The sequence below is a fragment of the Kitasatospora sp. NBC_01287 genome (assembly GCF_026340565.1).
GTDB lineage: Bacteria > Actinomycetota > Actinomycetes > Streptomycetales > Streptomycetaceae > Kitasatospora.
In genome coordinates, this window is the sequence record NZ_JAPEPB010000001.1 from 4358052 (window position 1) to 4380563 (window position 22512).

Sequence of the window (22512 nt, forward strand, 5' to 3'; positions counted from 1 at the left end):
TCGTCAGCCCAGGAACAGGTTGTGTCCCACGTCCGACGGCACCACGTCCTGCACCGGTGTGCTGCCCGGTCCGGGCAGTTGTTCGCCGGGGATCGGCTGGTCGCCGACCCGGTGCAGCAGCACCGCGCCGTCCTCGGACCAGATCTGCTGGTAGCCGTGGGCCAGCAGCAGCTGGATCCGGTCGGCCTGCTGCTTGTCGGTGGCGAACGGGAAGGCGCGGGCGTCGGAGCGGATCAGCACGTAGTCCATCCCGCGCGGGGTCTCGTCCACCAGCACCACGTGGGTGCGCGCGGTCAGCCGCGGCACCACCTGGTTGTCGGCCTCCACGGTGGCGCCGTCCGGGATCAGCTTGCTGGCCCGCAGCAGCGCGGCCTCGCTCGGCGCGGCCTTCCAGTAGGAGGGCACCGCCAGCGAGGCGAGGCCGAGCGGGATCGCGACCGCGACGGTGATCGCCACCGCGGAGACGCCCAGCCAGTTGGCCAGCCGGCGACGCCGCTCGGTGGCGTGCAGCCGGCCGAGCACCTCGATCGAGGCGGTCAGCAGGATCGGCCAGAGGAAGGAGTCGTAGTGCCGGGCGATCGACCAGTGGTTGGGGTTGGTGGAGAGGATCCGCTCGGTCAGCAGCGGGACCAGGCAGAGCACGGTGAGCGAGCGCAGCGGCAGCAGCAGCAGGGTGCCGAAGAGCCAGAGCACCAGCAGCGGCTTGAGCGGCGCGCTGAACGCCCCCTCCACCAGCAGCCAGGGGTTGTGCAGCACGTGCTTTGCCGCGTCCCCGGCGTTGGCGCCCAGCTCCTGGTAGTTCCAGTAGTAGCCGGGCTGACCGCCCATCGCGGGCAGCAGCCACTGGATCGCGACCACCGAGGCGAGCGGCCCGAGCACCAGCAGGCCGGCGCCCACGCGCACGCCGCGCCGGTCCGCGGCGCGGCGCGAGCGCAGGATCAGCACCAGTCCGTAGGCCCCGACCATCAGGCCGAGGTCCTCCTTGGTGCAGCAGAGCAGCAGGGCGGCGAGCGCCACCGCGCCGTAGCGCCTGACCATCCCCCGCTCCAGCATCAGCAGGGTCAGCGGGACGGCGAAGCCGACCTCGTGGAAGCCGACCCGGGAGGCGACCAGCAGCGGCCAGCCGAGCCCGTAGGCGAGCGCGGCCAGGTCCATCGCCCGGCGGCGGGCCCGGTCCTCGGCGGCCTCGAAGGCCCGCGCGGTGATCCGCCGGATCAGCGGCACACCGGCGGCGAAGAGCAGCGCCTGGCCGAGCAGCAGCGCGCGCGGGTCGTTCCAGACCCAGTACAGCGGTGCCAGCAGCGCCAGGATCGGCGAGAAGTGGTCGCCCAGTATCGAGAAGCCGGGCGGGAACTCGTGGTGCACGCTCTTGACCGTGGAGAGCGGGAGCCCGAAGTGCGCGTAGCCGCGCACCCCCTGGTCGAAGATCCCCAGGTCGAAGCCGCCCAGCTGGGCGGAGGTCCACTGCTCTATCCCGATGGCGAAGCAGACGCCGAAGCAGAGCAGGCTCAGCAGCACCGCACGGCCCCGGCTGGAGGCCGCCCCCGAGGAGAGCCTCGCGAGCACCGCCAGGGCCGGGGGCCCGGTCCGCGGCGCCGGGGCGGCGGCCGTCTGCAGATCGGTCTGGGACGTCATCAGGTCAGCTCTGCCTTGTCAGGGAGGCGTCCCGCGCACTCCGGTCGGGCTGCTCGGCCCGGCCGCGGGTCAGCCGGGCGATGGTCGGTCGGTGGATGCGCAGCAGGCGCCGGCCCATCAGGGCCAGCACGGCGACGCCGGTCAGTGGATAGACCGAAGAGGGTACCTGCCAGTACCACGGCACTCCGAGCCCGCCGGACTGCGGGACCAGCCACATAGCGTACGAGAGGAAGACGGCGGCGGTCAGCCCCAGCACCACCCGCCAGCGCAGTCGCCGCACACCGCGCGGCCGGGCCAGCTCCTGGGCGCTCTCGGCGCCGAGCAGGACCAGCAGCGGCACGCACCAGATCCAGTGGTGGGTCCAGCTGATCGGGGACAGCAGCAGCGCGGTGATCGCGGTGCAGACCACGCCCCAGGCCTCGGCCCGGCGGATCTCCCGGGTCGCCCGGGCCGCCAGCACCGCGATGCCCAGCCCCAGCACCAGGGCCAGCCCGCTGCTCAGGGTGGCCAGCAGGCCGGGGTCGTGCTTGCTGAGCAGCCGGGCCACCGCCCCGCGCATCGACTGGTCGTCCACCAGCTCGGTGACCCCGACCCGGCTGGTGTCCCAGACGTACTTGGTCCAGAAGCCCCAGGAGGCGCCGGGCAGCGCGACCACGCCGATCAGCACGGTGGCCAGGAAGGTGGCCCCGGACACCAGGGCGGCGCGGATCCGCCCGGTGAGCAGCAGGTAGACCGTGAAGAGGCCGGGGGTCAGCTTGAGGCCCGCGGCGATGCCGATCGCGATGCCCTTGCCCCGGTGCCGGTCGGGACGGGTCAGGTCGTACAGCACCAGGCAGGCGATGCCCAGGTTGACCTGCCCGTACTGCAGGGTGGTCCAGACCGGCTCCAGCCAGACGCCGAAACCGGCCACCAGCAGCGCCCCGGCGAGCCGGAAGCGGCGGCGCGGCCAGCCGGCCAGGGTGAAGGAGAACCAGCCGAGCAGGCCGAGCAGGCCCACGTTGAGGATCATCACCAGGGCGCGCAGCATGCCGACCGAGAACCAGGTGCTGGGCACGAAGAGCATCGCGGCGAACGGCGGGTAGGTGGCCGGCAGGTCCCAGCCGGGCAGCCGCATCGTGTAGAGGTCGTGCCCGCTGACGACGGCCTGGCCCTCCGCCCGGTAGACGAGCATGTCGACCATCGAGACACCGTAGAAGTGCCGCCAGATGGCGAAGACGCCCAGGGATATCACGGCCGCGGTCGCGGCCACCCCCGTGGTGCCGAACAGCCGCGGCCTGGCGGACGCGCCGTGCTCGCCGCGGTCATCCACGGGATGCCGCAGGGCTCGGGGTCTGGGGTCGCTGCCGCGTGGTCGTGGCCATCCTTCTGGTACTGCCTCTCATGCCGTGGAGCTCGGGCGTGGACGAACGGCGCTTCGACCTGGCGGGCACCGACCCACCAGGCTGACCGCACTCCCAGCCGCGCTCAGTGACCCCCATCACGCCAGCTGTCACAGGGGTGTCACGCCCGGTTGATGGTAACGCCACCCGAACGCCTGCCCGGTCAGCCGGCCGCGCCGCAGCGCGAACCGCCCGACCGGCGCACGGCTCAGCGGTGGTCCTCGTCCCCGTGCGCCAACGGCCGGAGCACGGCGAGCACCGCCGCCCGGTCCGGCACCGCGGCGAAGAACGCGGCGTCCGCCCGTTCCACCACCTCGAGCGCCGCCACCGCCACCACCGCACCGCGCTCGGTGATGGCCAGCCGCTTCATCCGGGTGTCGACAGCATCGACCTGCCGGATGAGAAATTCCTTGGCCTCAAGGCGCCGAATCACCTGAGAAGCGGTCTTCACATCGGTGCCGGTGTGCCGGGCCAGCTCCAGCTGGTTGGGCCGGCCGCCCTGGGCGTCCAGGTACCAGAGGCCGGCCAGCAGGACGAACTGCGGGTGGGTGAGGTCCAGCGGGGCCAGCGCGGCGGCGATCCGGCGCTCCCAGCGCAGGGTCGCGTGCCAGAGCAGGAAACCGGGGCTGTCCTCGGGCGCCAGCGCCATCGACCCGTCCTCCTCCCGGCGTGTTCTGCGGAAACTATCTCCGCGACGACTATCCCCGCAACCTCTACCGGCCTGCCCGGGTGTGACACTTGATACGCCGCGCACCGACCCGCAGCAGTACCGACCCCCGCAGAAACACAGGTGCGGCCCACCACCGCCCTTTGCGACCCTTGAGGGATGCCCGCGATGAGTTCCCCCGCTGTCCAGCCGGCCGCTGCGCCGACCATCGGCGAGCTGGCCGCCCGGCTGCCCGAGCTGACACTGCGCGACCAGCAGCGGATCGGCCGCCGGCTGGACGGGGCGCGCCGGGCCCGCAACCCCGAGACCCGCCAGAAGGCCGCCGCCGAGCTGACCGCCGAGATCGACAAGGCCGAGCTGCGGGTGGCGCAGCGCCGTGCGGCCGTCCCGGCGATCAACTATCCGGCCGAGCTGCCGGTCAGTCAGAAGAAGGACGAGATCCTGGCGGCGATCCGCGACCACCAGGTGGTGATCGTGGCGGGCGAGACCGGCTCCGGCAAGACCACCCAGATCCCCAAGATCTGCCTGGAGCTGGGCCGCGGCGTCAAGGGCCTGGTGGGCCACACCCAGCCGCGCCGGATCGCGGCCCGCACGGTGGCCGAGCGGGTCGCCGAGGAGCTGCGCACCCCGCTCGGCGAGGCCGTCGGCTGGAAGGTCAGGTTCACCGACCAGGTCGGTCAGGACACCCTGGTCAAACTGATGACCGACGGCATCCTGCTGGCCGAGATCCAGACCGACCGCGAGCTGCGCCAGTACGACACGCTGATCATCGACGAGGCGCACGAGCGCAGCCTCAACATCGACTTCATCCTCGGCTACCTGAAGCAGTTGCTCCCCCGCCGCCCCGACCTCAAGGTCGTGATCACCTCCGCGACCATCGACCCCCAGCGCTTCGCCCAGCACTTCGGCGACGCCCCCGTCGTCGAGGTCTCCGGGCGCACCTACCCGGTCGAGGTCCGCTACCGGCCGCTGGTCGACGACCTGGCCGACGCCGAGGAGGAGGACAGCGCGGTCGACCGCGACCGCGACCAGGTCCAGGCCATCTGCGAGGCCGCCCAGGAGCTGCAGGCCGAGGGCCCCGGCGACATCCTGGTCTTCCTCTCCGGCGAGCGGGAGATCCGCGACACCGCGGACGCGCTGAACAAGCTGAACCTGAAGTTCACCGAGGTGCTGCCGCTCTACGCCCGGCTCTCCTCGGCCGAGCAGCACCGGGTCTTCCAGCGCTCCAACTCCCGCCGGATCGTGCTCGCCACCAACGTGGCCGAGACCTCGCTGACCGTCCCCGGCATCAAGTACGTGATCGACCCGGGCACCGCCCGGATCTCCCGCTACAGCCACCGCACCAAGGTCCAGCGGCTGCCGATCGAGGCGATCAGCCAGGCCAGCGCCAACCAGCGCAAGGGCCGCTGCGGCCGCACCAGCGACGGAATCTGCGTGCGGCTCTACTCGGAGGAGGACTTCCTCGCCCGCCCCGAGTTCACCGACGCCGAGATCCTGCGCACCAACCTGGCCTCCGTCATCCTGCAGATGATCGCGGCCGGCCTCGGCGACATCGCCGCGTTCCCGTTCCTCGACCCGCCGGACTCGCGCAACATCAAGGACGGCGTCAACCTGCTCCAGGAGCTCGGCGCGCTGGACCCCGGGGAGAAGGACCCCGGCAAGCGCCTGACCCCGCTGGGCCGCAAGCTCGCGCAGCTGCCGGTCGACCCCCGGCTGGCCCGGATGGTGCTGGAGGCGGACAAGAACGGCTGCGTGCGCGACGTGATGGTGATCGCCGCCGCACTCTCCATCCAGGACCCGCGCGAGCGGCCCGCCGAGAAGCGCCAGGCCGCCGACGAGCGGCACCGCCGCTTCACCTCCGAGACCTCCGACTTCCTCTCCTACCTGGCGATGTGGCGCTACGTCAGGGAGCAGCAGAAGGAGCTCTCCTCCTCGGCCTTCCGCCGGATGTGCAAGGCCGAGTTCCTGAACTACCTGCGGATACGGGAGTGGCAGGACATCTACACCCAGCTGCGCACCGTCGCCAAGCAGCTCGGGGTGACCATGGACGAGCCCCATCCCGATGCCGAACCGGACGCCGACCGGATCCACCAGTCGCTGCTCGCCGGCCTGCTCTCGCACCTGGGCCTCTTCGACGTGGAGAAGCGCGAGTACGGCGGCGCCCGCGGGGCCCGGTTCGCGGTCTTCCCCGGCTCCGGCCTCTTCAAGAAGCCGCCGCGCTGGGTGATGTCCGCCGAGCTGGTGGAGACCTCGCGGCTCTGGGCCAGGATCAACGCCAAGATCGAACCCGAGTGGGTCGAGCCGCTGGCCGCCCACCTGATCAAGCGCACCTACAGCGAGCCGCACTGGGAGAAGAAGGCCGGCGCGGTGATGGCCTTCGAGCGGGTCACCCTCTACGGGATGCCGATCGTCGCCCAGCGCCGGGTCAACTACGGCCGGATCGACCCGGAGCTCTGCCGCGAGCTGTTCATCCGCAACGCCCTGGTCGAGGGCGACTGGGAGACCCACCACCACTTCTTCGCCGCCAACCGCAAGCTGCTCGGCGAAGTGGAGGAGCTGGAGACCCGGGCCCGCCGGCGCGACATCCTGGTCGACGACCAGACCCTCTTCGACTTCTACGACGCCCGGCTGCCGCAGGACGTCGTCTCCACCCGGCACTTCGACTCCTGGTGGAAGAAGACCCGGCACGACCAGCCGGACCTGCTCAACTTCGAGAAGTCGATGCTGATCAACGACGCCGCCGACGGCGTCACCGAGGCCGACTACCCGGACCACTGGCAGCAGGGCAAGCTCCGCTTCCAGCTGACCTACCAGTTCGAGCCGGGCAGCGACGCGGACGGCGTGACCGTGCACATCCCGCTGCCGGTGCTCAACCAGGTCTCCTCCGAGGGCTTCGACTGGCAGATCCCGGGCCTGCGCGGCGACCTGGTCACCGCCTGGATCCGCTCGCTGCCCAAGGCCGTGCGGCGCAACTTCGTGCCCGCCCCGGACTTCGCCCGGGCCGCGCTGCGCGAGATGACCAACCGCCAGGAACCGCTGCTCCCCACCCTGGAGCGGATCCTGCACCGGATGGGCGGCCAGCCCATCCCGCCCGAGGCCTGGGACGAGGAGCGGGTCCCCGACCACCTCAAGGTCACCTTCCGGGTGGTGGACGGCAAGCGGAAGCTCGCCGAGTCCAAGGACTTGGAGGACCTGCGCCTGCGGCTCACCCCCAAGCTGAAGGAGACCCTCTCCTCGGCCGCCTCGGGGCGGGGCATCGAGCGCACCGGCCTGACCGCCTGGCCCGCCGAACTGCCGCTGCTCCAGCGCACCTTCGAGCAGCGCTCGCAAGGCCACTCGCTGCGCGCCTACCCCGCCTTCACCGATGAGGGCGAGAGCGTGGCGGTGCGGCTCTTCGACACCCAGCAGGCCCAGCAGCACGCGATGTGGCAGGGCACCCGCCGCCTGCTGCTGCTCACCGTCAACTCGCCGGCCAAGGGGATCCAGGCCCGGCTCGGCAACCAGGCCAAGCTGGCCCTGTCCTACAACCCGCACGGCTCGGTCCCCGCCCTCTTCGAGGACATCACCGCCTGCGCCGCGGACCGGCTGATGACCCTGGCCGGCGGCCCCGCCTGGGACGAGGAGTCCTTCGGCAAGCTCCACGACAAGGTCAGGGCCGACCTGTACGAGCTGTCGGCGGACACCACCTTGAAGACGGCCTCGGCCCTGGTCGCCTTCCACCGGGCGCAGAACCGGCTGAAGTCGGTCAGCAGCCCGGTCCTGCTCTCCGCGGTGAACGACATCAAGCTGCACCTGGCCTCGCTGGTCCACCCCGGCTTCGTGACCGGCACCGGCTGGCAGCGCCTGGGCGACCTCAAGCGCTACCTGGCGGCGGTGGACCGGCGTCTGGAGGCACTGCCCAACCACCCGCAGCGCGATCTGCAGCACCTGCTCAAGGTGCAGGAGGTGCAGCGGGCCTACGGCGAGCTGCTGGCGGCCGTGCCGGCCGGGCAGCAGCCCGGCGCCGAGGTTCGGCAGATCCGCTGGATGATCGAGGAGCTGCGGGTCAGCTTCTTCGCCCAGTCGCTGGGCACCCCCTCGCCGGTGTCGGAGAAGCGGATCCTGAAGGCGATGGACACGGCCGCCGCCACCCTCTGAGGGATCCCCAGGTCCGGGCCCCCAGGTCGAACCGGCCGCCCCGCCACCGGTTCGACCTGGGGGCCCGGAATGCAGTACGATCTGTCTTGTCGCCGCCAAGAGCAGCGGAAATCACCGAAGCAGTCGATGAGTACCGGATCGATGAGCTGCAGTGAGAAGCAAGGCCCTGTGGAGCAGTTGGTTAGCTCGCCACCCTGTCAAGGTGGAGGTCGCGGGTTCAAGTCCCGTCAGGGTCGCCCAAGCCGAGAGGCCCGGAACCGTCTGGTTCCGGGCCTCTCGTCGTTCCCCTGCCCCGCGCCCTGCCTTGCCCTGCCCTCTCCCGCCCTGCCGGCCTCTGGCTGCCGAACCCGGCCGACGGGCCGTCAGGTCGGTCCCTTCGGACGTGCTCGTGCCCGCCCGGCCACCTCGGGCCAGCGGTGGGCCCACCGCTGAGGCCACCACTCGCCACCGGTCAGACGACGGTCCGCTCGGCAGAGCCGGCCGACGGGCCGTCAGCCGCGCATTATCGACAGCCCGGCCCGGAGCTCAAGAGGGTCTTCTGTGACGGTCGTCACTTATCTTTTCTTGAACTTGTCCAGGTCGAACCCTCCCTGAGCGCGCCCTGATTTAATATATAAAATTGTACTGACTTCGCCAAGTCTCCAAAGTCTCGCCATTTGCATTTCATCCCACCTCAGGCGCCACAACAGCTCTCCATTCACCCGCCATTTCCTGGTCAAATGACAGTCATGAAATGGTTGACGCTCATGACTTCCGCGCACGAAGAAGGGGTCGTTCCCCGGACCCGGCGGAGTCCGGGGAACGACCCCTTCGACGAACTTGCTACAAGGCTTTCCCGCGGCGGTACGGCTGCCGCCGCCGGGAAGCCCCTCAGACTTCGGTGCGCTGGGCGGGGATACCGGCCAGCAGGGCCCGCACCTCCGCCTCCCGGTACCGGCGGTGGCCGCCGAGCGTGCGGATGGACGTGAGCTTGCCCGCCTTGGCCCATCGCGTGACCGTCTTGGGGTCCACGCGGAACATGGTGGCTACCTCTGCCGGCGTCAGCAGGGGCTCAGCGTCAGGGGTACGAGCGGTCATGAGCGGCCTCCTCGGAGAACCGAACCAGGGCGGTTCTATCCTTCAAATTCTGCACCTTGGCCCGCGATGCCCGAAATGGCAGAGACGGACCGAGTCGGTTATAGGACGAACGGCTTGTCCTGGTGTCTACAACTACACCATCCGTCCAGCCCTATCGACCAAACCGCCAAAATTGGCCCCTCACGGGTTCAAGAGCGACGGAAGGCGATGGACCATCCCATAGCGGACAGTCACGATATCGTGACAACCGGTAATGGAGAGCCCAGACCTGTCGTTTCCCCCCAAAGGGCGCACCGACCCCAGATCCACCCAAAAGTGGGCAGGCGTGAGGAGAGTTGGGCTGGTTGTCCCATTTTTACCCTTACCTGCGACTTCGCGTCAACGGTGAGTAGTGTCACGTTCGGGAGGTATTGACCCGAACCGGGACCTAGGTCCCGGTTGACCGAACGCGACACTGACACCCGCCCAGCGCGGTACCCCCGCTGAATCCCCGTCACTTCCCCGTCATCCCCCGCCGTACCCCCGCCCCGCCCGGCCCCGCTTCGACCGACTCCCCGTCAGCCCGCTCAGCCCGCTCAGCCCGCTCAGTTCGCCTGCCGCAGCGCCAGCACCGCGCGCCAGCGCTCCGTCACCGCCTCGTAGGCCCGCACGGCGCCCTGGACGTCACCGGCCCGCAGCGCCTCCAGCCCCTGCGCCAGCTCGGCGGCCGACCGGTCCGCCGCCAACTGCGGCTCCCTGATCGCGTGCACCAGCCCCCCGTAGTCCAGTTCCACCAGTGAGCGCGGGTGGAACTCCTCCAGCCAGCGCCCCACCTCCTCCGCCCCGGCCGCCAGCGGCGTGCCCGCCACCCTGCCCGGGCCCTCGGCCGCGGGGGTCCCCGTGCGCAGCACCCGGTAGGCGCGCGCCACCCGGCGCCGGGCCTGGGCCATCGAGGTCAGGTAGAAGAGCGCCGCCGGCCGGCCCGGCCGCTCCCCCTCGCGCGGCTCCGCGGGCCGGAAGTGCCGCTCCTCGTCCCCGAACGGCAGGAACCAGCGCCTCGGCACCTCCCAACGGCTGGTCAGGATCCACGGCCGCGCGTCCGGGTGGGCGGAGCGCCAGGTGGCCTGCGCCGCCTGCGCCTGCTCGCGCACGGCCTCCGGCAGCACGGTGTCGAGCAGTGCCACCGGCAGCGAGTCGCGCAGCTCCTCCAGCGCCTGCCAGCTGCGCAGCCGGGTCGCCCACGGGCAGACGTAGGTGACCGAGTCGGCCACCCGCACGAAGGCGTGCTCGCTCTCCCACTCCCAGCCTTCGGCCGGGGGTGCGCCCGTCGAGCGCGCGCGCGGGGGTCGGGGAAGCAGGTCGGCGAGCGCCCCCCGCTGTGCTTCCAGCGCCGCCCGCGCCACCGGCTCATCGGCCGACGCCGCGTCAGGCCCGTGCTCGGCCGCGTACGCCTGCCAGCGGGCCCGGTCGGGCTCGGGGAACGCCGCCAGCGGCTCGTACACCCGCAGGTGAGCGGCGTAGGGCGGCAGCACGGAGGTGTGCACAGCGGTCACGTCCTGCATCGTCGCACGGGCCACCGACCGATCGGGAGGGATCGGTCGGATCCGCACCGTCATCGCACCGGCGTCCGCGATCCGAACAGGGGGCGGTGCGGGCCCGGGCCCGCGGACTACGCTTCGCCGTAGATGCCCGCACCACCGCAGCGGGCCAGCAGATACTGGAGTCACCACAGTGACCGACGTACGCACCGAATCCGCGACGCACCCCGCACCAGGCGTGCTGAGCCGGATCTTCCGTACTGAGCAGGACGGCGCCCCGGGCGACGGGCACGAGCAGGTCGTGCTCTGCCACGACCGGGCCACCGGGCTCAAGGCGATCATCGCCATCCACTCGACCGCGCTGGGCCCCGCCCTCGGCGGCACCCGCTTCCACCAGTACGCCACCGAGGAGGAGGCGCTGGAGGACGCGCTGCGGCTCTCCCGCGGGATGAGCTACAAGAACGCGCTGGCCGGGCTCGACCTCGGCGGCGGCAAGGCCGTGATCATCGGCGACCCGGCGGCCAAGGCCGAGGGCGGCGACAAGTCCGAGGCGCTGCTGCGCGCCTACGGCCGCTTCGTGCAGTCCCTGGCGGGCCGCTACATCACGGCCTGCGACGTGGGCACCTACGTCCAGGACATGGACGTCATAGCGCGCGAGTGCGACCACGTCACCGGCCGCTCCCCCGAGCACGGCGGGGCCGGCGACTCCTCGATCCTCACCGCCTTCGGCGTCTTCCAGGGCATGCGGGCCTCGGCCCAGGCCCGCTGGGGCCAGCCGACCCTGCGCGGCAAGCGGGTCGGCGTGGCGGGCGTCGGCAAGGTCGGCCACTACCTGGTCGGCCACCTGGTGGCGGACGGCGCGACCGTGGTCATCACCGACGTCTCCGAGGCCGCCGTCAACCGGGTGCGGGCCGCCCACCCGGACGTCGAGGTGGTCGCCGACACCCCGGCGCTGCTGGGCGCCCGGCTGGACGTGTACGCCCCGTGCGCGCTGGGCGGCGCGCTGGACGACGACACCGTCGCCCAGCTGACCGCGGCGGGCACCTCGGTGGTCTGCGGCGCGGCCAACAACCAGCTGGCCCACCCGGGCGTGGAGAAGGACCTGGCCGACCGCGGCATCCTGTACGCGCCCGACTACCTGGTGAACTCCGGCGGCGTGATCCAGGTGGCCGACGAGATCGACGGCTTCAACTTCGAGCGCGCCAAGAACAAGGCCGTGAAGATCTTCGACACCACCCTGGAGATCTTCACCCGCGCCGCCGCCGACGGCGTGCCGCCGGCCGTGGCCGCCGACCGGTTGGCCGAGCGCCGGATGCGCGAGATCAGCGCGCTGCGCACGATCCTGCTCCCGGGCGCACGCAGGGGCTGACCCGGCGCCCGCGTCAGCGGCCGGATCACAATGTGGAACCGGATTCACCGGATATCCCCCGATCGGGCGTCCAGGACGCCACGGTCGGGGGATAATCGGTCGCAGAACGACGGTCCCGGACACCCGCCGGGCACCCCTGTCACCACCCGGAATTCCCTGCCCGACCAGGAGAGACCTGGTCCCAGGGGTCGATAGTGCGCGCCACGTCACACTGGCGACGTACCGTCCGAGGGCGGAAACAGGTACCGTTGATGCTCCAAGGGACGGCTATCCCGCTTCGGGCAAGCCGCTCCTGATCATGAACACGTGTCAGACTCGGGGCCGTGAGCCCCATCGTTGAGGGGGTCGACCCATGGGGCGCGGCCGGGCCAAGGCCAAGCAGACGAAGGTCGCCCGCGAGCTGAAGTACAACAGCGGCGGCTTCGACGCTAACCGTCTGTCCAGCGAGCTGGGCGTTTCACCCGTTCCATCCATCAACCCTGAGCCGGTTGAGGAAGAGGACGAGGACGACCCCTACGCCGCTTACGCGGACTACTACAACGACGAGGACGAGGAGGAGGCCGAAGCCGGCCACCACCAGTCCCGCCGCCGAGTCTGACGTCAGGTCCTGACCGGTCCGGTCGCCCAGCGCGCCCGGGCCGGTTTTCGGCGTTCCCGAAGACATCCTCCGAGGGCGCGTGGTCGCCCTCGGGGACGACGAGGACGACGGTGCTCCGCACCCCCGGCCAGGGGGTGCGGAGCACCGTCGCGTCAGCTCGCGCGGGTCGCGTCAGCCGGCGTAGTCGCCGTAGAGCGCCGAGCCGGCCAGGTGCTCCGCGTCACGGGCCACCACGTCGCCCAGCAGCCAGGCCTCCACGCCGCGGTCCTCCAGGATCGCCAGCACCACGTCGACCGACTCCGGCGGGACCACGGCGACCATGCCGACGCCCATGTTGAGCGTCTTCTCGATCTCCAGGGTCTGCATCCGGCCGACCTCGGCCACGGTCTGGAAGACCGGCAGCGGGGTCCAGGTGCCGCGGTCCAGCCGGGCGTGCAGGCCCTCCGGGATCACCCGCGCCAGGTTGGCCGCCAGGCCGCCGCCGGTGACGTGCGAGAAGGCGTGGATCTCGGTGGCCCCGGCGAGCGCCAGGCAGTCCAGCGAGTAGATCCGGGTCGGCTCCAGCAGCTCCTCGCCCAGGGTGCGGCCGAACTCCGCCACCTCGCGGTCCAGCCGCCAGCCCGCCTCGTTGAGCAGCACGTGGCGGACCAGCGAGTAGCCGTTGGAGTGCAGGCCGGAGGCGGCCATCGCGATCACCACGTCGCCGGCCCGCACCCGGTGCGCGCCGAGCAGCGCGTCGGCCTCGACCACACCGGTGCCGGCGCCCGCGACGTCGTAGTCGTCCGGGCCGAGCAGGCCCGGGTGCTCGGCGGTCTCGCCGCCGACCAGCGAGCAGCCGGCCAGCACGCAGCCCTCCGCGATGCCCTTGACGATCTGCGCGACCCGCTCGGGGTGGACCTTGCCGACGCAGATGTAGTCGGTCATGAAGAGCGGCTCGGCCCCGCAGACCACCAGGTCGTCGACGACCATGCCGACCAGGTCGTGGCCGATGGTGTCGTGCTTGTCCATCGCCTGGGCGATGGCCACCTTGGTGCCGACGCCGTCGGTGGCCGAGGCCAGCAGCGGGCGCTCGTAGCGCTTCAGGGCGGAGATGTCGAAGAGGCCGGCGAAGCCGCCCAGGCCGCCGACCACCTCGGGCCGGTTGGTCTTCTTCACCCACTGCTTCATGAGCTCGACCGCGCGGTCGCCCGCCTCGATGTCGACTCCGGCGGCGGCGTAGGTGGCGCCACTGTCTGTGCTGGTCACTGCTGCGGCCCTCTCGGGTCTGTGGGGGTTTGCTAACGGCAGCGGGGCCCCGACCGGGGCCCCGCTGTGAGACTTACGGGCGGCGCAGCGCGTCGGCCGCGCCGTGACCGCCGAGCAGCGACTGGACCCCGTCCAGGTCGGAGCTGGTCGGCTTGCCGCGCACCGGCGGCTGCTGCTTGCTACCGGCGATCTCCGCCTCCAGCAGGAGCTTGCCGAGCAGCGCCGGGTCGGGCAGCTCCATCGGGTACTCCCCGTCGAAGCAGGCTCGGCAGAGCCTGTCCTTGGGCTGCTTGGTGGCCTCGATCATGCCGTCGATCGAGATGTAGGCGAGCGAGTCGGCGCCGAGCGTCTTGCCGATCTCCTCCACCGTCATGCCGTTGGCGATCAGCTCCGCGCGGGTGGCGAAGTCGATGCCGAAGAAGCAGGGCCACTTCACCGGCGGCGAGGAGATCCGGATGTGCACCTCGGCGGCACCCGCTTCGCGCAGCATCCGCACCAGGGCGCGCTGGGTGTTGCCGCGCACGATCGAGTCGTCCACGACCACCAGGCGCTTACCGGCGATGACCTCGCGCAGCGGGTTGAGCTTGAGCCGGATGCCGAGTTGGCGGATCGTCTGGCTGGGCTGGATGAAGGTGCGTCCGACGTACGCGTTCTTCACCAGGCCGGAGCCGTAGGGGATGCCGCTGGCCTCGGCGTAGCCGATCGCGGCGGGGGTGCCGGACTCGGGGGTGGCTATCACCATGTCGGCCTCGACCGGCGCCTCGGCGGCCAGCCGGCGGCCCATCTCCACCCGCGACAGGTGCACGTTGCGCCCGGCGATGGTGGTGTCGGGGCGGGCCAGGTAGACGTACTCGAAGACGCAGCCCTTGGGCTTGGCCTCGGCGAAGCGCGAGGAGCGCATGCCGTTCTCGTCGATGGCGATCAGCTCGCCGGGCTCCACCTCGCGGATGAAGCTGGCGCCGCAGATGTCCAGCGCCGCCGTCTCGGAGGCGACCACCCAGCCGCGCTCCAGGCGGCCGAGCACCAGCGGGCGGATGCCCTGCGGGTCGCGAGCCGCGTAGAGCGTGTGCTCGTCCATGAAGACCAGCGAGAAGGCGCCCTTGACCTGGGGCAGGATCTGGCGCGCCGTCTCCTCGATGGAGAGGTCCGGGTGGCCGGCCAGCAGCGCGGTCACCAGGTCGGTGTCGTTGGTCGCCGCGGTCCGGCCCGAGCGCGAGACGTGCTCGGCTCCGGGCAGTTCGGCGACCATCGCCGCGAGTTCGGCGGTGTTGACCAGGTTTCCGTTGTGGCCCAGGGCCAGCGAACCGTGAGCGGTCGCCCGGAAGGTCGGCTGGGCGTTCTCCCAGACCGAGGACCCGGTGGTCGAGTAGCGGGCATGTCCGACGGCGATATGCCCGTGCAAGGAGCCCAGTGCGGCCTCGTCGAAGACCTGGGAGACGAGTCCCATGTCCTTGAAGACGAGAATCTGGGAGCCATTGCTCACCGCGATACCGGCGGATTCCTGTCCGCGGTGCTGCAGGGCATAGAGGCCGAAGTACGAGAGCTTGGCGACCTCCTCGCCGGGAGCCCAGACACCGAAGACGCCGCAAGCGTCCTGGGGGCCTTTCTCACCGGGAAGAAGATCGTGGTTGAGTCTTCCGTCACCACGTGGCACGTCTTCGAGTCTAGGGCAGTTGGCACAGGCTTCCGCAGTCGGGCGGGGCGTCGGCCTGGCGATTTGCCCGGCAACGCGCGTAGATCGGGCCCCTTACCATGTCCCCCGAGCAGGCGGCACACGGATCCGGCGACCGTCGGCGTGAGCCTGGTCACGCCGGGGCGGGCAGCAGCAGGTGCCAGGCGCCCGGGTGGGCGGTCCAGGTCCTGGCCGACACCGGGCCGGCCGGGCAGCCGTCCGCCTCGTAGCCGAAGGTGTGCCCGGCCACCGTGACGCGCGAAGCCCGCACCCGCAGCAACGCGCCACCGGGCCCCGAGGGGCGCACCACCAGCTCGGCCGCCGCCGAGCCGGCCGGCAGGCGCAGCGCGACCAGCCGCAGCCCGCGGTCGGCGCCGGCCAGCGGCCGGCCGTCCGCCTCGACCCGCAGCCGGGCGACTTGGGGCTCCACCTGCTCGGCGGCAATCAGTTTCGCCCAGAGCGAACGCCAGCCGCCTGAATGGCCCTGCCGCCGCCCGGGGATCCGCACCTCGCCCAGCACCACCCCGTCACCGTCGTCCAGCAGCAGCCCCAGTTGCCTGGGCATCCCGGCCAGCACCGCGCGGGCCGCCGCGACCGGCTCGGCCGGCACCCCCAACGCGCGGGCCAGCGCGACCGACCGCCCCGGCCCGACCGGCACCAGGCCCAGCGGGCCCGCGCCCAACTCGCGCTGGTGGTGCAGCGCCTGCACCACCCGCTGCAGCGCGAGGTCGGAGCCGACCACCACCGGGCGGCGCCTGCCCCGGTGCGCGAGCACCCGGTCCAGCTCGGCCGCGCTCTCGGGCACCACCACCTTGACGTCCGCGCCCCCCGACAGCACGTCCCGGGCGATCCGCACCGCCTCCCCGTCGCTCTCCTTCGCCGCCGGGTCGAGCAGCACCAGCAGCGGCGCGCCGCCGGGCGGCCCGGCGGCGTCGGAGGGTCGGGGTGCGGGCGTGGACAGGGACGACACGACCGGTCCTTCCTCAGGTAATCTCTCGGTGCAAGAGCCCCTTGCGCTATTGCGCCAGGGGCTTCGTCTATCTCGGGGCAGACTGCGGCCTACGCAGGATGCCCCAACCGGAAGGGGTGTACGCCTGTGCCGGCACTCGTGCTCGTTGGCGCTCAGTGGGGAGACGAGGGCAAGGGGAAGGCCACCGACCTCCTCGGCGGCTCCGTCGACTACGTCGTCCGCTACCAGGGCGGCAACAACGCCGGTCACACGGTGGTCATCGGCGACCAGAAGTACGCGCTGCACCTGCTGCCTTCCGGCATCCTCAGCCCCAACGTCGTGCCGGTGATCGGCAACGGCGTGGTGATCGACCCGGGTGTGCTGCTCTCCGAGCTGGAGGGCCTGAACGAGCGCGGCATCGACACCTCCAAGCTGCTGATCTCGGGCAACGCCCACCTGATCACGCCGTACCACCGCACCCTGGACAAGGTGGTCGAGCGCTTCCTCGGCAAGCGCAAGATCGGCACCACCGGGCGCGGCATCGGCCCGGCCTACGCCGACAAGATCAACCGGATCGGCATCCGGGTCCAGGACCTGTTCGACGAGTCGATCCTGCAGCAGAAGGTCGAGGCCGCGCTGCACGACAAGAACCAGATCCTGGTCAAGCTGTACAACCGCCGCGCGATGCCCGCCGACCTGGTCGTCCAGGAGTACCTGGGCTACGCGGAGCAGATCCGCCCGTTCCTGGCCGACACCACGCTGGTGCTCGACCAGGCGCTGAAGGCGGACAAGGTGGTGCTGCTGGAGGGCGGCCAGGGCACCCTGCTGGACGTGGACCACGGCACGTACCCGTTCGTCACCTCGTCCAACCCGACCTCGGGCGGCGCCTGCACCGGTGCCGGCATCGGCCCCACCAAGATCGACCGGGTGATCGGCATCCTCAAGGCCTACACCACCCGGGTCGGCTCGGGCCCGTTCCCGACCGAGCTGCTGGACGCCGACGGCGAGGCGCTGCGCCGGATCGGCGGCGAGCGCGGGGTCACCACCGGGCGCGACCGCCGCTGCGGCTGGTTCGACGCGGTGATCGCGCGCTACGCGACCCGGGTCAACGGCCTGACCGACTTCTTCCTCACCAAGCTGGACGTGCTGACCGGCTGGGAGCAGATCCCGGTCTGCGTGGCGTACGAGATCGACGGCAAGCGGGTCGAGGAGCTCCCGTACAACCAGTCGGACTTCCACCACGCCAAGCCGATCTACGAGAACCTGCCCGGCTGGACCGAGGACATCAGCAAGGCGCAGACCTTCGCCGACCTGCCGAAGAACGCGCAGGCCTACGTGAAGGCGCTGGAGGAGATGTCCGGCGCGCCGATCTCGGCGATCGGCGTCGGCCCGGGCCGGACCGAGACGATCCAGATCAACTCGTTCATCTGACGAACGTCGACGAAGCGGCCCCGCACCTCGATGGTGCGGGGCCGCTGCGTTTCCGGAAGTATTTGCACTAGTGCAAGAACGCATTGCAGCTAGTGCACTGTCGCTGTACCGTCTCGATCATGACCGCCAAGACTCCCGCCCCCGTCACCCTCACCGGCAGCCACGTCCATCTGGAGCCGCTCGGCCGGGCCCATGTCCCTGACCTGTTCCGGGCCGCCGGGCAGGACGAGGAGGTGTTCCGCTGGCTCACCTTCCCCACCCCGCGGACCGAGCAGGACATGGCCGGGATCGTCGAGGGCTACCTGGCCACGCCGGGCTGCGAGGCGTTCGTCGTCATCCAGGCGGGCACCGGGCAGGCCGTCGGCATCACCTGCTTCTACGACGCCAGCCCCGCCAACGAGTGGGTGGAGATCGGCGGCACCTGGTACGCCCGCTCGGTCTGGCGCACCGCGCTGAACACCGAGGCCAAGCTGCTGCTGCTGACCCACGCCTTCGAGGAGCTGGGCATGGGCCGGGTGATGTGGAAGACCGACCACCTCAACGAGCGCTCGCGGAACGCGATCCTGCGGCTCGGCGCGCGGCACGAGGGCACCTTCCGCCGGGCCAAGCAGCGGCCGGACGGCAGCTGGCGGGACAGCGTGTACTTCTCGATGCTGGCCGACGAGTGGCCGGCTGCGAAGCGGCGACTGACCGAGCGGCTTGCCGCGGGGTGAGGGGCGCGGCTCGCCGCGGGGTGAGGGGCGCGGCTCGCCGCGGGGTGAGGGGCGCGGCTCGCCGCGGGATGAACCGCGCCGCTCGCCGTCGGATCGGCGCCGCCCGCGGTCACCCCAGGGTGAGCACCACCTTGCCCCGGGTACGCCCCGAGGCCACCAGCTCGAAGGCCTCGGCCGCCCGCGCCAGCGGCAGCTCGGCGGCCACCTCGATCCGCAGCAGCTTGGCCTCGATCAGCTCCACCAGCCCGCGCAGCCCGAGCAGGTCCGGCTCGACCAGCACGCCGGTGATCCGCTTCCCGGTGGCCCGCGCCCGCTCGGCCGCCGCCGGATCGGCCCCACCCGGCACCGCCACCACCAGGCCGCCCTCGCGCACGGTGCGCAGCGAGCGCAGCTGGTGCTCGGGGTCGCCGATGTTGTCCACCACCAGGTCGAGGTCGCCCACCCGCTCCTCGAAGGGCGCCTCGGTGTAGTCCAGCACCTCGTCCGCGCCCAGCTCGCGCAGGAAGTCGTGCTTGGCCGCGCGCGCCGTCCCGATCACGTAGGCGCCCCTGGCCTTGGCGATCTGGACCGCGAGGTGGCCCACCCCGCCGGCCGCCGCGTGCACCAGCACCCGCTGACCGGGCGCCACCTCGGCGGTGTCCACGATGATCTGCCAGGCCGTCAGCCCGGCCAGCGGCAGCGCGGCCGCCTCGGCGTGGCCCAGCACGGCGGGCTTGCGCACCCAGTGGCGCGAGGGCGCGGTGACGTACTCGGCGAAGCCGCCGGCCAGCCGGGGGAACTTCGGCATCCCGAGCACCTCGTCGCCCACCGCGAGCGTGGTGACCCCGAAGCCGACCTCCTCGACCGTGCCGCTGACGTCCCAGCCCAGCGTGTAGGGCGGCTCGCCGTAGTACCAGGCCAGCCCCTCGCCCCTGCTGGTCTTCACGTCCACCGGGTTGACCCCGGCCGCGTGCACCCGCACCAGCACCTCGGTCGGTTCGGGCGCCGGCCGGTCGGTGCGGGCGATGCGGAGCACCTCGGGGCCGCCGTAGACGTCCTGGGTCAGCGTGTTCATCTGCTTCGTCATGCCCTCAGCCTGCGGCGGCCCGCCATCGGGCGGCCAGACGGCACCTCGGGGTACCTGCCCGGAATAGCGCCGGCGAGCCGGGCGGTTGCCACGATCATGAACGAGCTCGACCAGGACCCCTGCCCCTGCCGCCCGCTGCTGGACCGCCTCGGCGACCGCTGGTCGGCGCTCCTGCTGGTCACCCTGCAGCAGGGCCCCGCCCACTACGGCGACCTGCACCGCCGGATCGGCGACATCAGCCGCAAGATCCTCACCGAGAAGCTGCGCAGCCTGGAGCGCGACGGCCTGATCACCCGCACCGTGCTGGGCGGCCCGGTGCTGCGGGTCCGCTACGAGCTCAGCCCGCTCGGCCGCAGCCTGGCCCGCCCGCTGGACGCCATCCGCGACTGGATCGACCAGCACCAGCCGGCCGTCGAGGCCAACCGGCTCGCCTACGACACCCACCACGCCGCCCCGGGCGTCACCGAACTGCGGCGCCGAGCCGCCACCGCGCTGGTCTCCACCACCGCCTGACTCCGCCCGTCGCGTGCGGGGCCGCCCCCGGATGCGCCCTGACGGTCGCACCGATCCATCTTCACGGTGCTACCAGGTCAGCATGGCTTCCCGTGCACGCGTACGCGCCCGAGCAGTGGGTGGCCGAGGTCTGCGCCCTTGGCCGGCCGATCGAGAAGAGCGCGGATCCCGGGCGGCCGCTTCCCGAGGAACCGGCCCGCATCCACAACCAGTTCGAGCGAATCCACCCGTTCCTCGATGGCAACGGCCGAACCGGGCGACTGGTCATGAACCTTGTCCTCGTCCGCCTCGGGTATCCGCCGATCATCATCTTCAAGCGGCAGCGGGACGCGTACCTGACCGCGTTGCGTAGGGCCAACGCAGGAGACTGCGGCGCCCTCGGCGAGCTGATCGCCAGGGCGATGGAAGACAATCTCAACCGCTTCGTCGTTCCCAACGTGGCCGGCCCTGCCAGGATGGTCCCGCTCGCCGCGCTTGTCGATGAAGAGCTGTCACTTGCAGCGCTCCGGCAGGCGGCCCAGCGTGGTGGTCTGAACGCCGTCCAGGGAACCGACGGGGTCTGGCGCTCGTCACGCAAGTCCGTCGCGGCCTACAAGGCCGCCAAACATCAGCGCAGGTCCCGCGCCACGGCATGACACCCGGCTCCGGAATGCAGGCAGGTGTCGTGCGGTTTGATTGGACCATGGCTTCCCGTGCACGCGTACGCGCTCCCGAACTGGTCGGCGCCGGTGGTTGGCTCAACACCGGTGGCAAGGACCTGACCCTCGTCGATCTTCGGGGCAAGATCGTCATCCTCGACTTCTGGACCTTCTGCTGTGTCAACTGCCTCCACGTCCTCGACGAACTGCGCGAGTTGGAGGAGAAGCACCGCGACACGGTGGTGATCGTCGGGGTGCACTCGCCCAAGTTCGTGCACGAGGCCGACCACCGGGCCGTGGTGGACGCGGTGGCGCGGTACGAGGTGGAGCACCCGGTGCTCGACGATCCGGCGCTGGCCACCTGGAAGCAGTACGCGGTGCGGGCGTGGCCGACGCTGGTGGTGATCGACCCCGAGGGGTACGTGGTCGCGCAGCATGCCGGGGAGGGGCACGCGCACGCGATCGAGCGGCTGGTCGAGGAGCTGGAGGCGGAGCACGCGGCGAAGGGGACGCTGCGGCGCGGCGACGGCCCGTACGTCGCGCCCGAGGCGGTGGCGGGGGCGCTGAAGTTCCCCGGCAAGGCGGTGCGGCTGCCCGACGGCCACTTCCTGGTGGCCGACTCGGGGCACCACACGCTGGTCGAACTGGCCGAGGACGGCGAGACGGTGCTGCGGCGGATCGGCGACGGCACCCGCGGCCTGGTGGACGGGGCCGCGCCGCGGTTCAGCGAGCCGCAGGGGCTGGCGCTGGTTCCGGCGGGGCTGGACCTGGGCTACGACGTGGTGGTGGCCGACACCGTCAACCACGCGCTGCGCGGGGTGCGGCTGGCGGACGGCACGGTGACCACGCTGGCCGGCACCGGCAAGCAGTGGTGGCAGGGCTCGCCCACCGAGGGGCCGGCCGGTGAGGTGGACCTCTCCTCGCCGTGGGACGTCGCCTGGTTCGACGGCAAGGTGTGGATCGCCATGGCCGGGGTGCACCAGCTGTGGGCCTTCGACCCGGCGGCCGGCACCGTCGGGGTCGCGGCCGGCACCACCAACGAGGGCCTGGTGGACGGGCCGGTGGCCGAGGCCTGGTTCGCCCAGCCCTCGGGCCTGGCGGTCTCGGCGGACGGCGAGCGGCTCTGGGTCGCGGACAGCGAGACCTCGGCGCTGCGCTGGGTCGACCGCGGGACCGGGGCCGTCCACACGGCCGTCGGCACCGGGCTCTTCGACTTCGGCCACCGGGACGGCGCGGCCGGGCAGGCGCTGCTGCAGCACCCGCTGGGCGTCACCGTGCTGCCGGACGGCTCGGTGGCGATCGCCGACACCTACAACCACGCGCTGCGCCGCTTCGACCCGGCGAGCGGCGAGGTCAGCACGCTGGCCACCGACCTGCGCGAGCCCTCGGGGGCGGTGCTGGTCGACGGGGACATCGTGGTGGTGGAGTCGGCCCGGCACCGGCTGACCCGGCTGCGGCTGCCCGAGGAGGCGGTGCGGGTGGAGTCGGTGGCGCACCGCACCCGGCGCGCCGCCACCGAGGTGGCCCCGGGCACGCTCCGGCTGGACGTGGTCTTCAGCGCCCCCAGCGGCCAGAAGCTGGACGAGCGCTACGGTCCCTCGACCCGGCTGCTGGTCAGCGCGACCCCGCCCGAGCTGCTGGTCTCCGGCGCGGGCGCGGACACCGCGCTCTCCCGCGAGCTGGTGCTCTCCACCGAGCTGACCGAGGGCGTGCTGCACGTCTCGGCGATGGCGGCGTCCTGCGACGACGACCCGGCGATCGAGTACCCGGCCTGCCACGTGCACCAGCAGGACTGGGGCGTGCCGGTGAAGCTGGTGGCCGGCGGCGCGAGCCGGCTGCCGCTGGTGCTGGCCGGCCTGGAGTAACCGGGCACCAGGAGGGGGCCGGGTCGGTGACCCGGCCCCCC

At 71.8% G+C, this 22512-nt stretch carries 17 protein-coding genes and 1 tRNA gene; 9 read left to right on the forward strand and 9 right to left on the reverse strand.

The genetic code is table 11. From position 1 onward, the window contains the following. Positions 1–3 precede the first annotated feature (3 nt). The 3 genes from OG455_RS18560 to OG455_RS18570 form a co-directional block, all read right to left on the reverse strand. Positions 4–1635, reverse strand: a complete 1632-nt coding sequence (locus tag OG455_RS18560) for a DUF2079 domain-containing protein (protein ID WP_266295125.1) — start codon at positions 1633–1635, stop codon at positions 4–6. Between the two features lie 4 nt (positions 1636–1639). Next, the gene (locus OG455_RS18565) at positions 1640–2944 is read right to left on the reverse strand and encodes a glycosyltransferase 87 family protein (RefSeq protein WP_266295127.1); all 1305 of its coding nucleotides are present in this window, start codon (positions 2942–2944) and stop codon (positions 1640–1642) included. 278 nt (positions 2945–3222) lie between these two features. Continuing rightward, positions 3223–3663, reverse strand: a complete 441-nt coding sequence (locus OG455_RS18570) for a MarR family winged helix-turn-helix transcriptional regulator (RefSeq protein WP_266295129.1) — start codon at positions 3661–3663, stop codon at positions 3223–3225. A 186-nt stretch (positions 3664–3849) separates the two neighbouring features. On the opposite strand from OG455_RS18570, the gene hrpA reads away from it, so the two are divergent. Both hrpA and OG455_RS18580 read left to right on the forward strand, forming a co-directional pair. Next, on the forward strand, positions 3850–7818 hold the full coding sequence (gene hrpA / locus OG455_RS18575) for an ATP-dependent RNA helicase HrpA (RefSeq protein ID WP_266295131.1): 3969 nt from the start codon (positions 3850–3852) through the stop codon (positions 7816–7818). Positions 7819–7980: 162 nt separating this feature from the next. Beyond that, a tRNA-Asp gene (locus OG455_RS18580) sits at positions 7981–8054 on the forward strand. A gap of 634 nt (positions 8055–8688) precedes the next feature. On the opposite strand, the gene bldC is transcribed toward OG455_RS18580, so the two are convergent. Further along, entirely contained in the window at positions 8689–8895 is a 207-nt protein-coding gene (gene bldC, locus OG455_RS18585; protein WP_030459248.1) for a developmental transcriptional regulator BldC, read from the reverse strand. A 584-nt stretch (positions 8896–9479) separates the two neighbouring features. Next, positions 9480–10427 (reverse strand): hypothetical protein, encoded by a 948-nt coding sequence (locus tag OG455_RS18590; RefSeq protein WP_266295144.1) that lies wholly within the window; start codon positions 10425–10427, stop codon positions 9480–9482. 223 nt (positions 10428–10650) lie between these two features. Between OG455_RS18590 and OG455_RS18595 the strand changes: the two genes are divergently transcribed. Together OG455_RS18595 and OG455_RS18600 are read left to right on the forward strand one after the other, a co-directional pair. Continuing rightward, positions 10651–11781: a Glu/Leu/Phe/Val dehydrogenase dimerization domain-containing protein gene (locus tag OG455_RS18595; RefSeq protein WP_266300862.1), complete on the forward strand. Its 1131-nt coding sequence runs from the start codon at positions 10651–10653 to the stop codon at positions 11779–11781. A gap of 352 nt (positions 11782–12133) precedes the next feature. Continuing rightward, the gene (locus tag OG455_RS18600) at positions 12134–12379 is read left to right on the forward strand and encodes a DUF3073 domain-containing protein (RefSeq protein WP_266295145.1); all 246 of its coding nucleotides are present in this window, start codon (positions 12134–12136) and stop codon (positions 12377–12379) included. Between the two features lie 171 nt (positions 12380–12550). On the opposite strand, the gene purM is transcribed toward OG455_RS18600, so the two are convergent. From purM to OG455_RS18615, 3 genes are all read right to left on the reverse strand, one after another. Next, positions 12551–13624: a phosphoribosylformylglycinamidine cyclo-ligase gene (gene purM, locus OG455_RS18605; protein ID WP_266295147.1), complete on the reverse strand. Its 1074-nt coding sequence runs from the start codon at positions 13622–13624 to the stop codon at positions 12551–12553. A 73-nt stretch (positions 13625–13697) separates the two neighbouring features. After that, complete coding sequence (gene purF, locus OG455_RS18610) at positions 13698–15278, reverse strand: amidophosphoribosyltransferase (RefSeq protein WP_266295150.1); 1581 nt, start codon at positions 15276–15278, stop codon at positions 13698–13700. Between the two features lie 151 nt (positions 15279–15429). Next, the gene (locus OG455_RS18615) at positions 15430–16266 is read right to left on the reverse strand and encodes a diacylglycerol kinase (protein ID WP_323185535.1); all 837 of its coding nucleotides are present in this window, start codon (positions 16264–16266) and stop codon (positions 15430–15432) included. A gap of 126 nt (positions 16267–16392) precedes the next feature. Here OG455_RS18615 and OG455_RS18620 point away from each other — a divergent pair, with 126 nt between their 5' ends. Both OG455_RS18620 and OG455_RS18625 read left to right on the forward strand, forming a co-directional pair. After that, the gene (locus tag OG455_RS18620; RefSeq protein ID WP_266295152.1) at positions 16393–17676 is read left to right on the forward strand and encodes an adenylosuccinate synthase; all 1284 of its coding nucleotides are present in this window, start codon (positions 16393–16395) and stop codon (positions 17674–17676) included. A 119-nt stretch (positions 17677–17795) separates the two neighbouring features. Then, on the forward strand, positions 17796–18389 hold the full coding sequence (locus OG455_RS18625) for a GNAT family N-acetyltransferase (protein WP_266295154.1): 594 nt from the start codon (positions 17796–17798) through the stop codon (positions 18387–18389). Between the two features lie 109 nt (positions 18390–18498). Here OG455_RS18625 and OG455_RS18630 read toward each other — a convergent pair whose 3' ends face one another. Then, a complete protein-coding gene (locus tag OG455_RS18630; RefSeq protein ID WP_266295156.1) occupies positions 18499–19455 on the reverse strand; it encodes an NADP-dependent oxidoreductase in 957 nt (318 codons plus the stop codon). 96 nt (positions 19456–19551) lie between these two features. Here OG455_RS18630 and OG455_RS18635 point away from each other — a divergent pair, with 96 nt between their 5' ends. From OG455_RS18635 to OG455_RS18645, 3 genes are all read left to right on the forward strand, one after another. After that, positions 19552–19968, forward strand: coding sequence for a helix-turn-helix domain-containing protein (locus OG455_RS18635; protein WP_266295158.1), 417 nt, complete (start codon positions 19552–19554; stop codon positions 19966–19968). A gap of 92 nt (positions 19969–20060) precedes the next feature. Next, positions 20061–20603 carry a Fic family protein gene (locus OG455_RS18640; protein WP_266295160.1) on the forward strand — a complete coding sequence of 181 codons (543 nt, stop codon included), beginning with the start codon at positions 20061–20063 and terminating at the stop codon, positions 20601–20603. 47 nt (positions 20604–20650) lie between these two features. Further along, positions 20651–22471 carry an NHL domain-containing thioredoxin family protein gene (locus tag OG455_RS18645; protein ID WP_266295162.1) on the forward strand — a complete coding sequence of 607 codons (1821 nt, stop codon included), beginning with the start codon at positions 20651–20653 and terminating at the stop codon, positions 22469–22471. Positions 22472–22512: the final 41 nt, after the last annotated feature.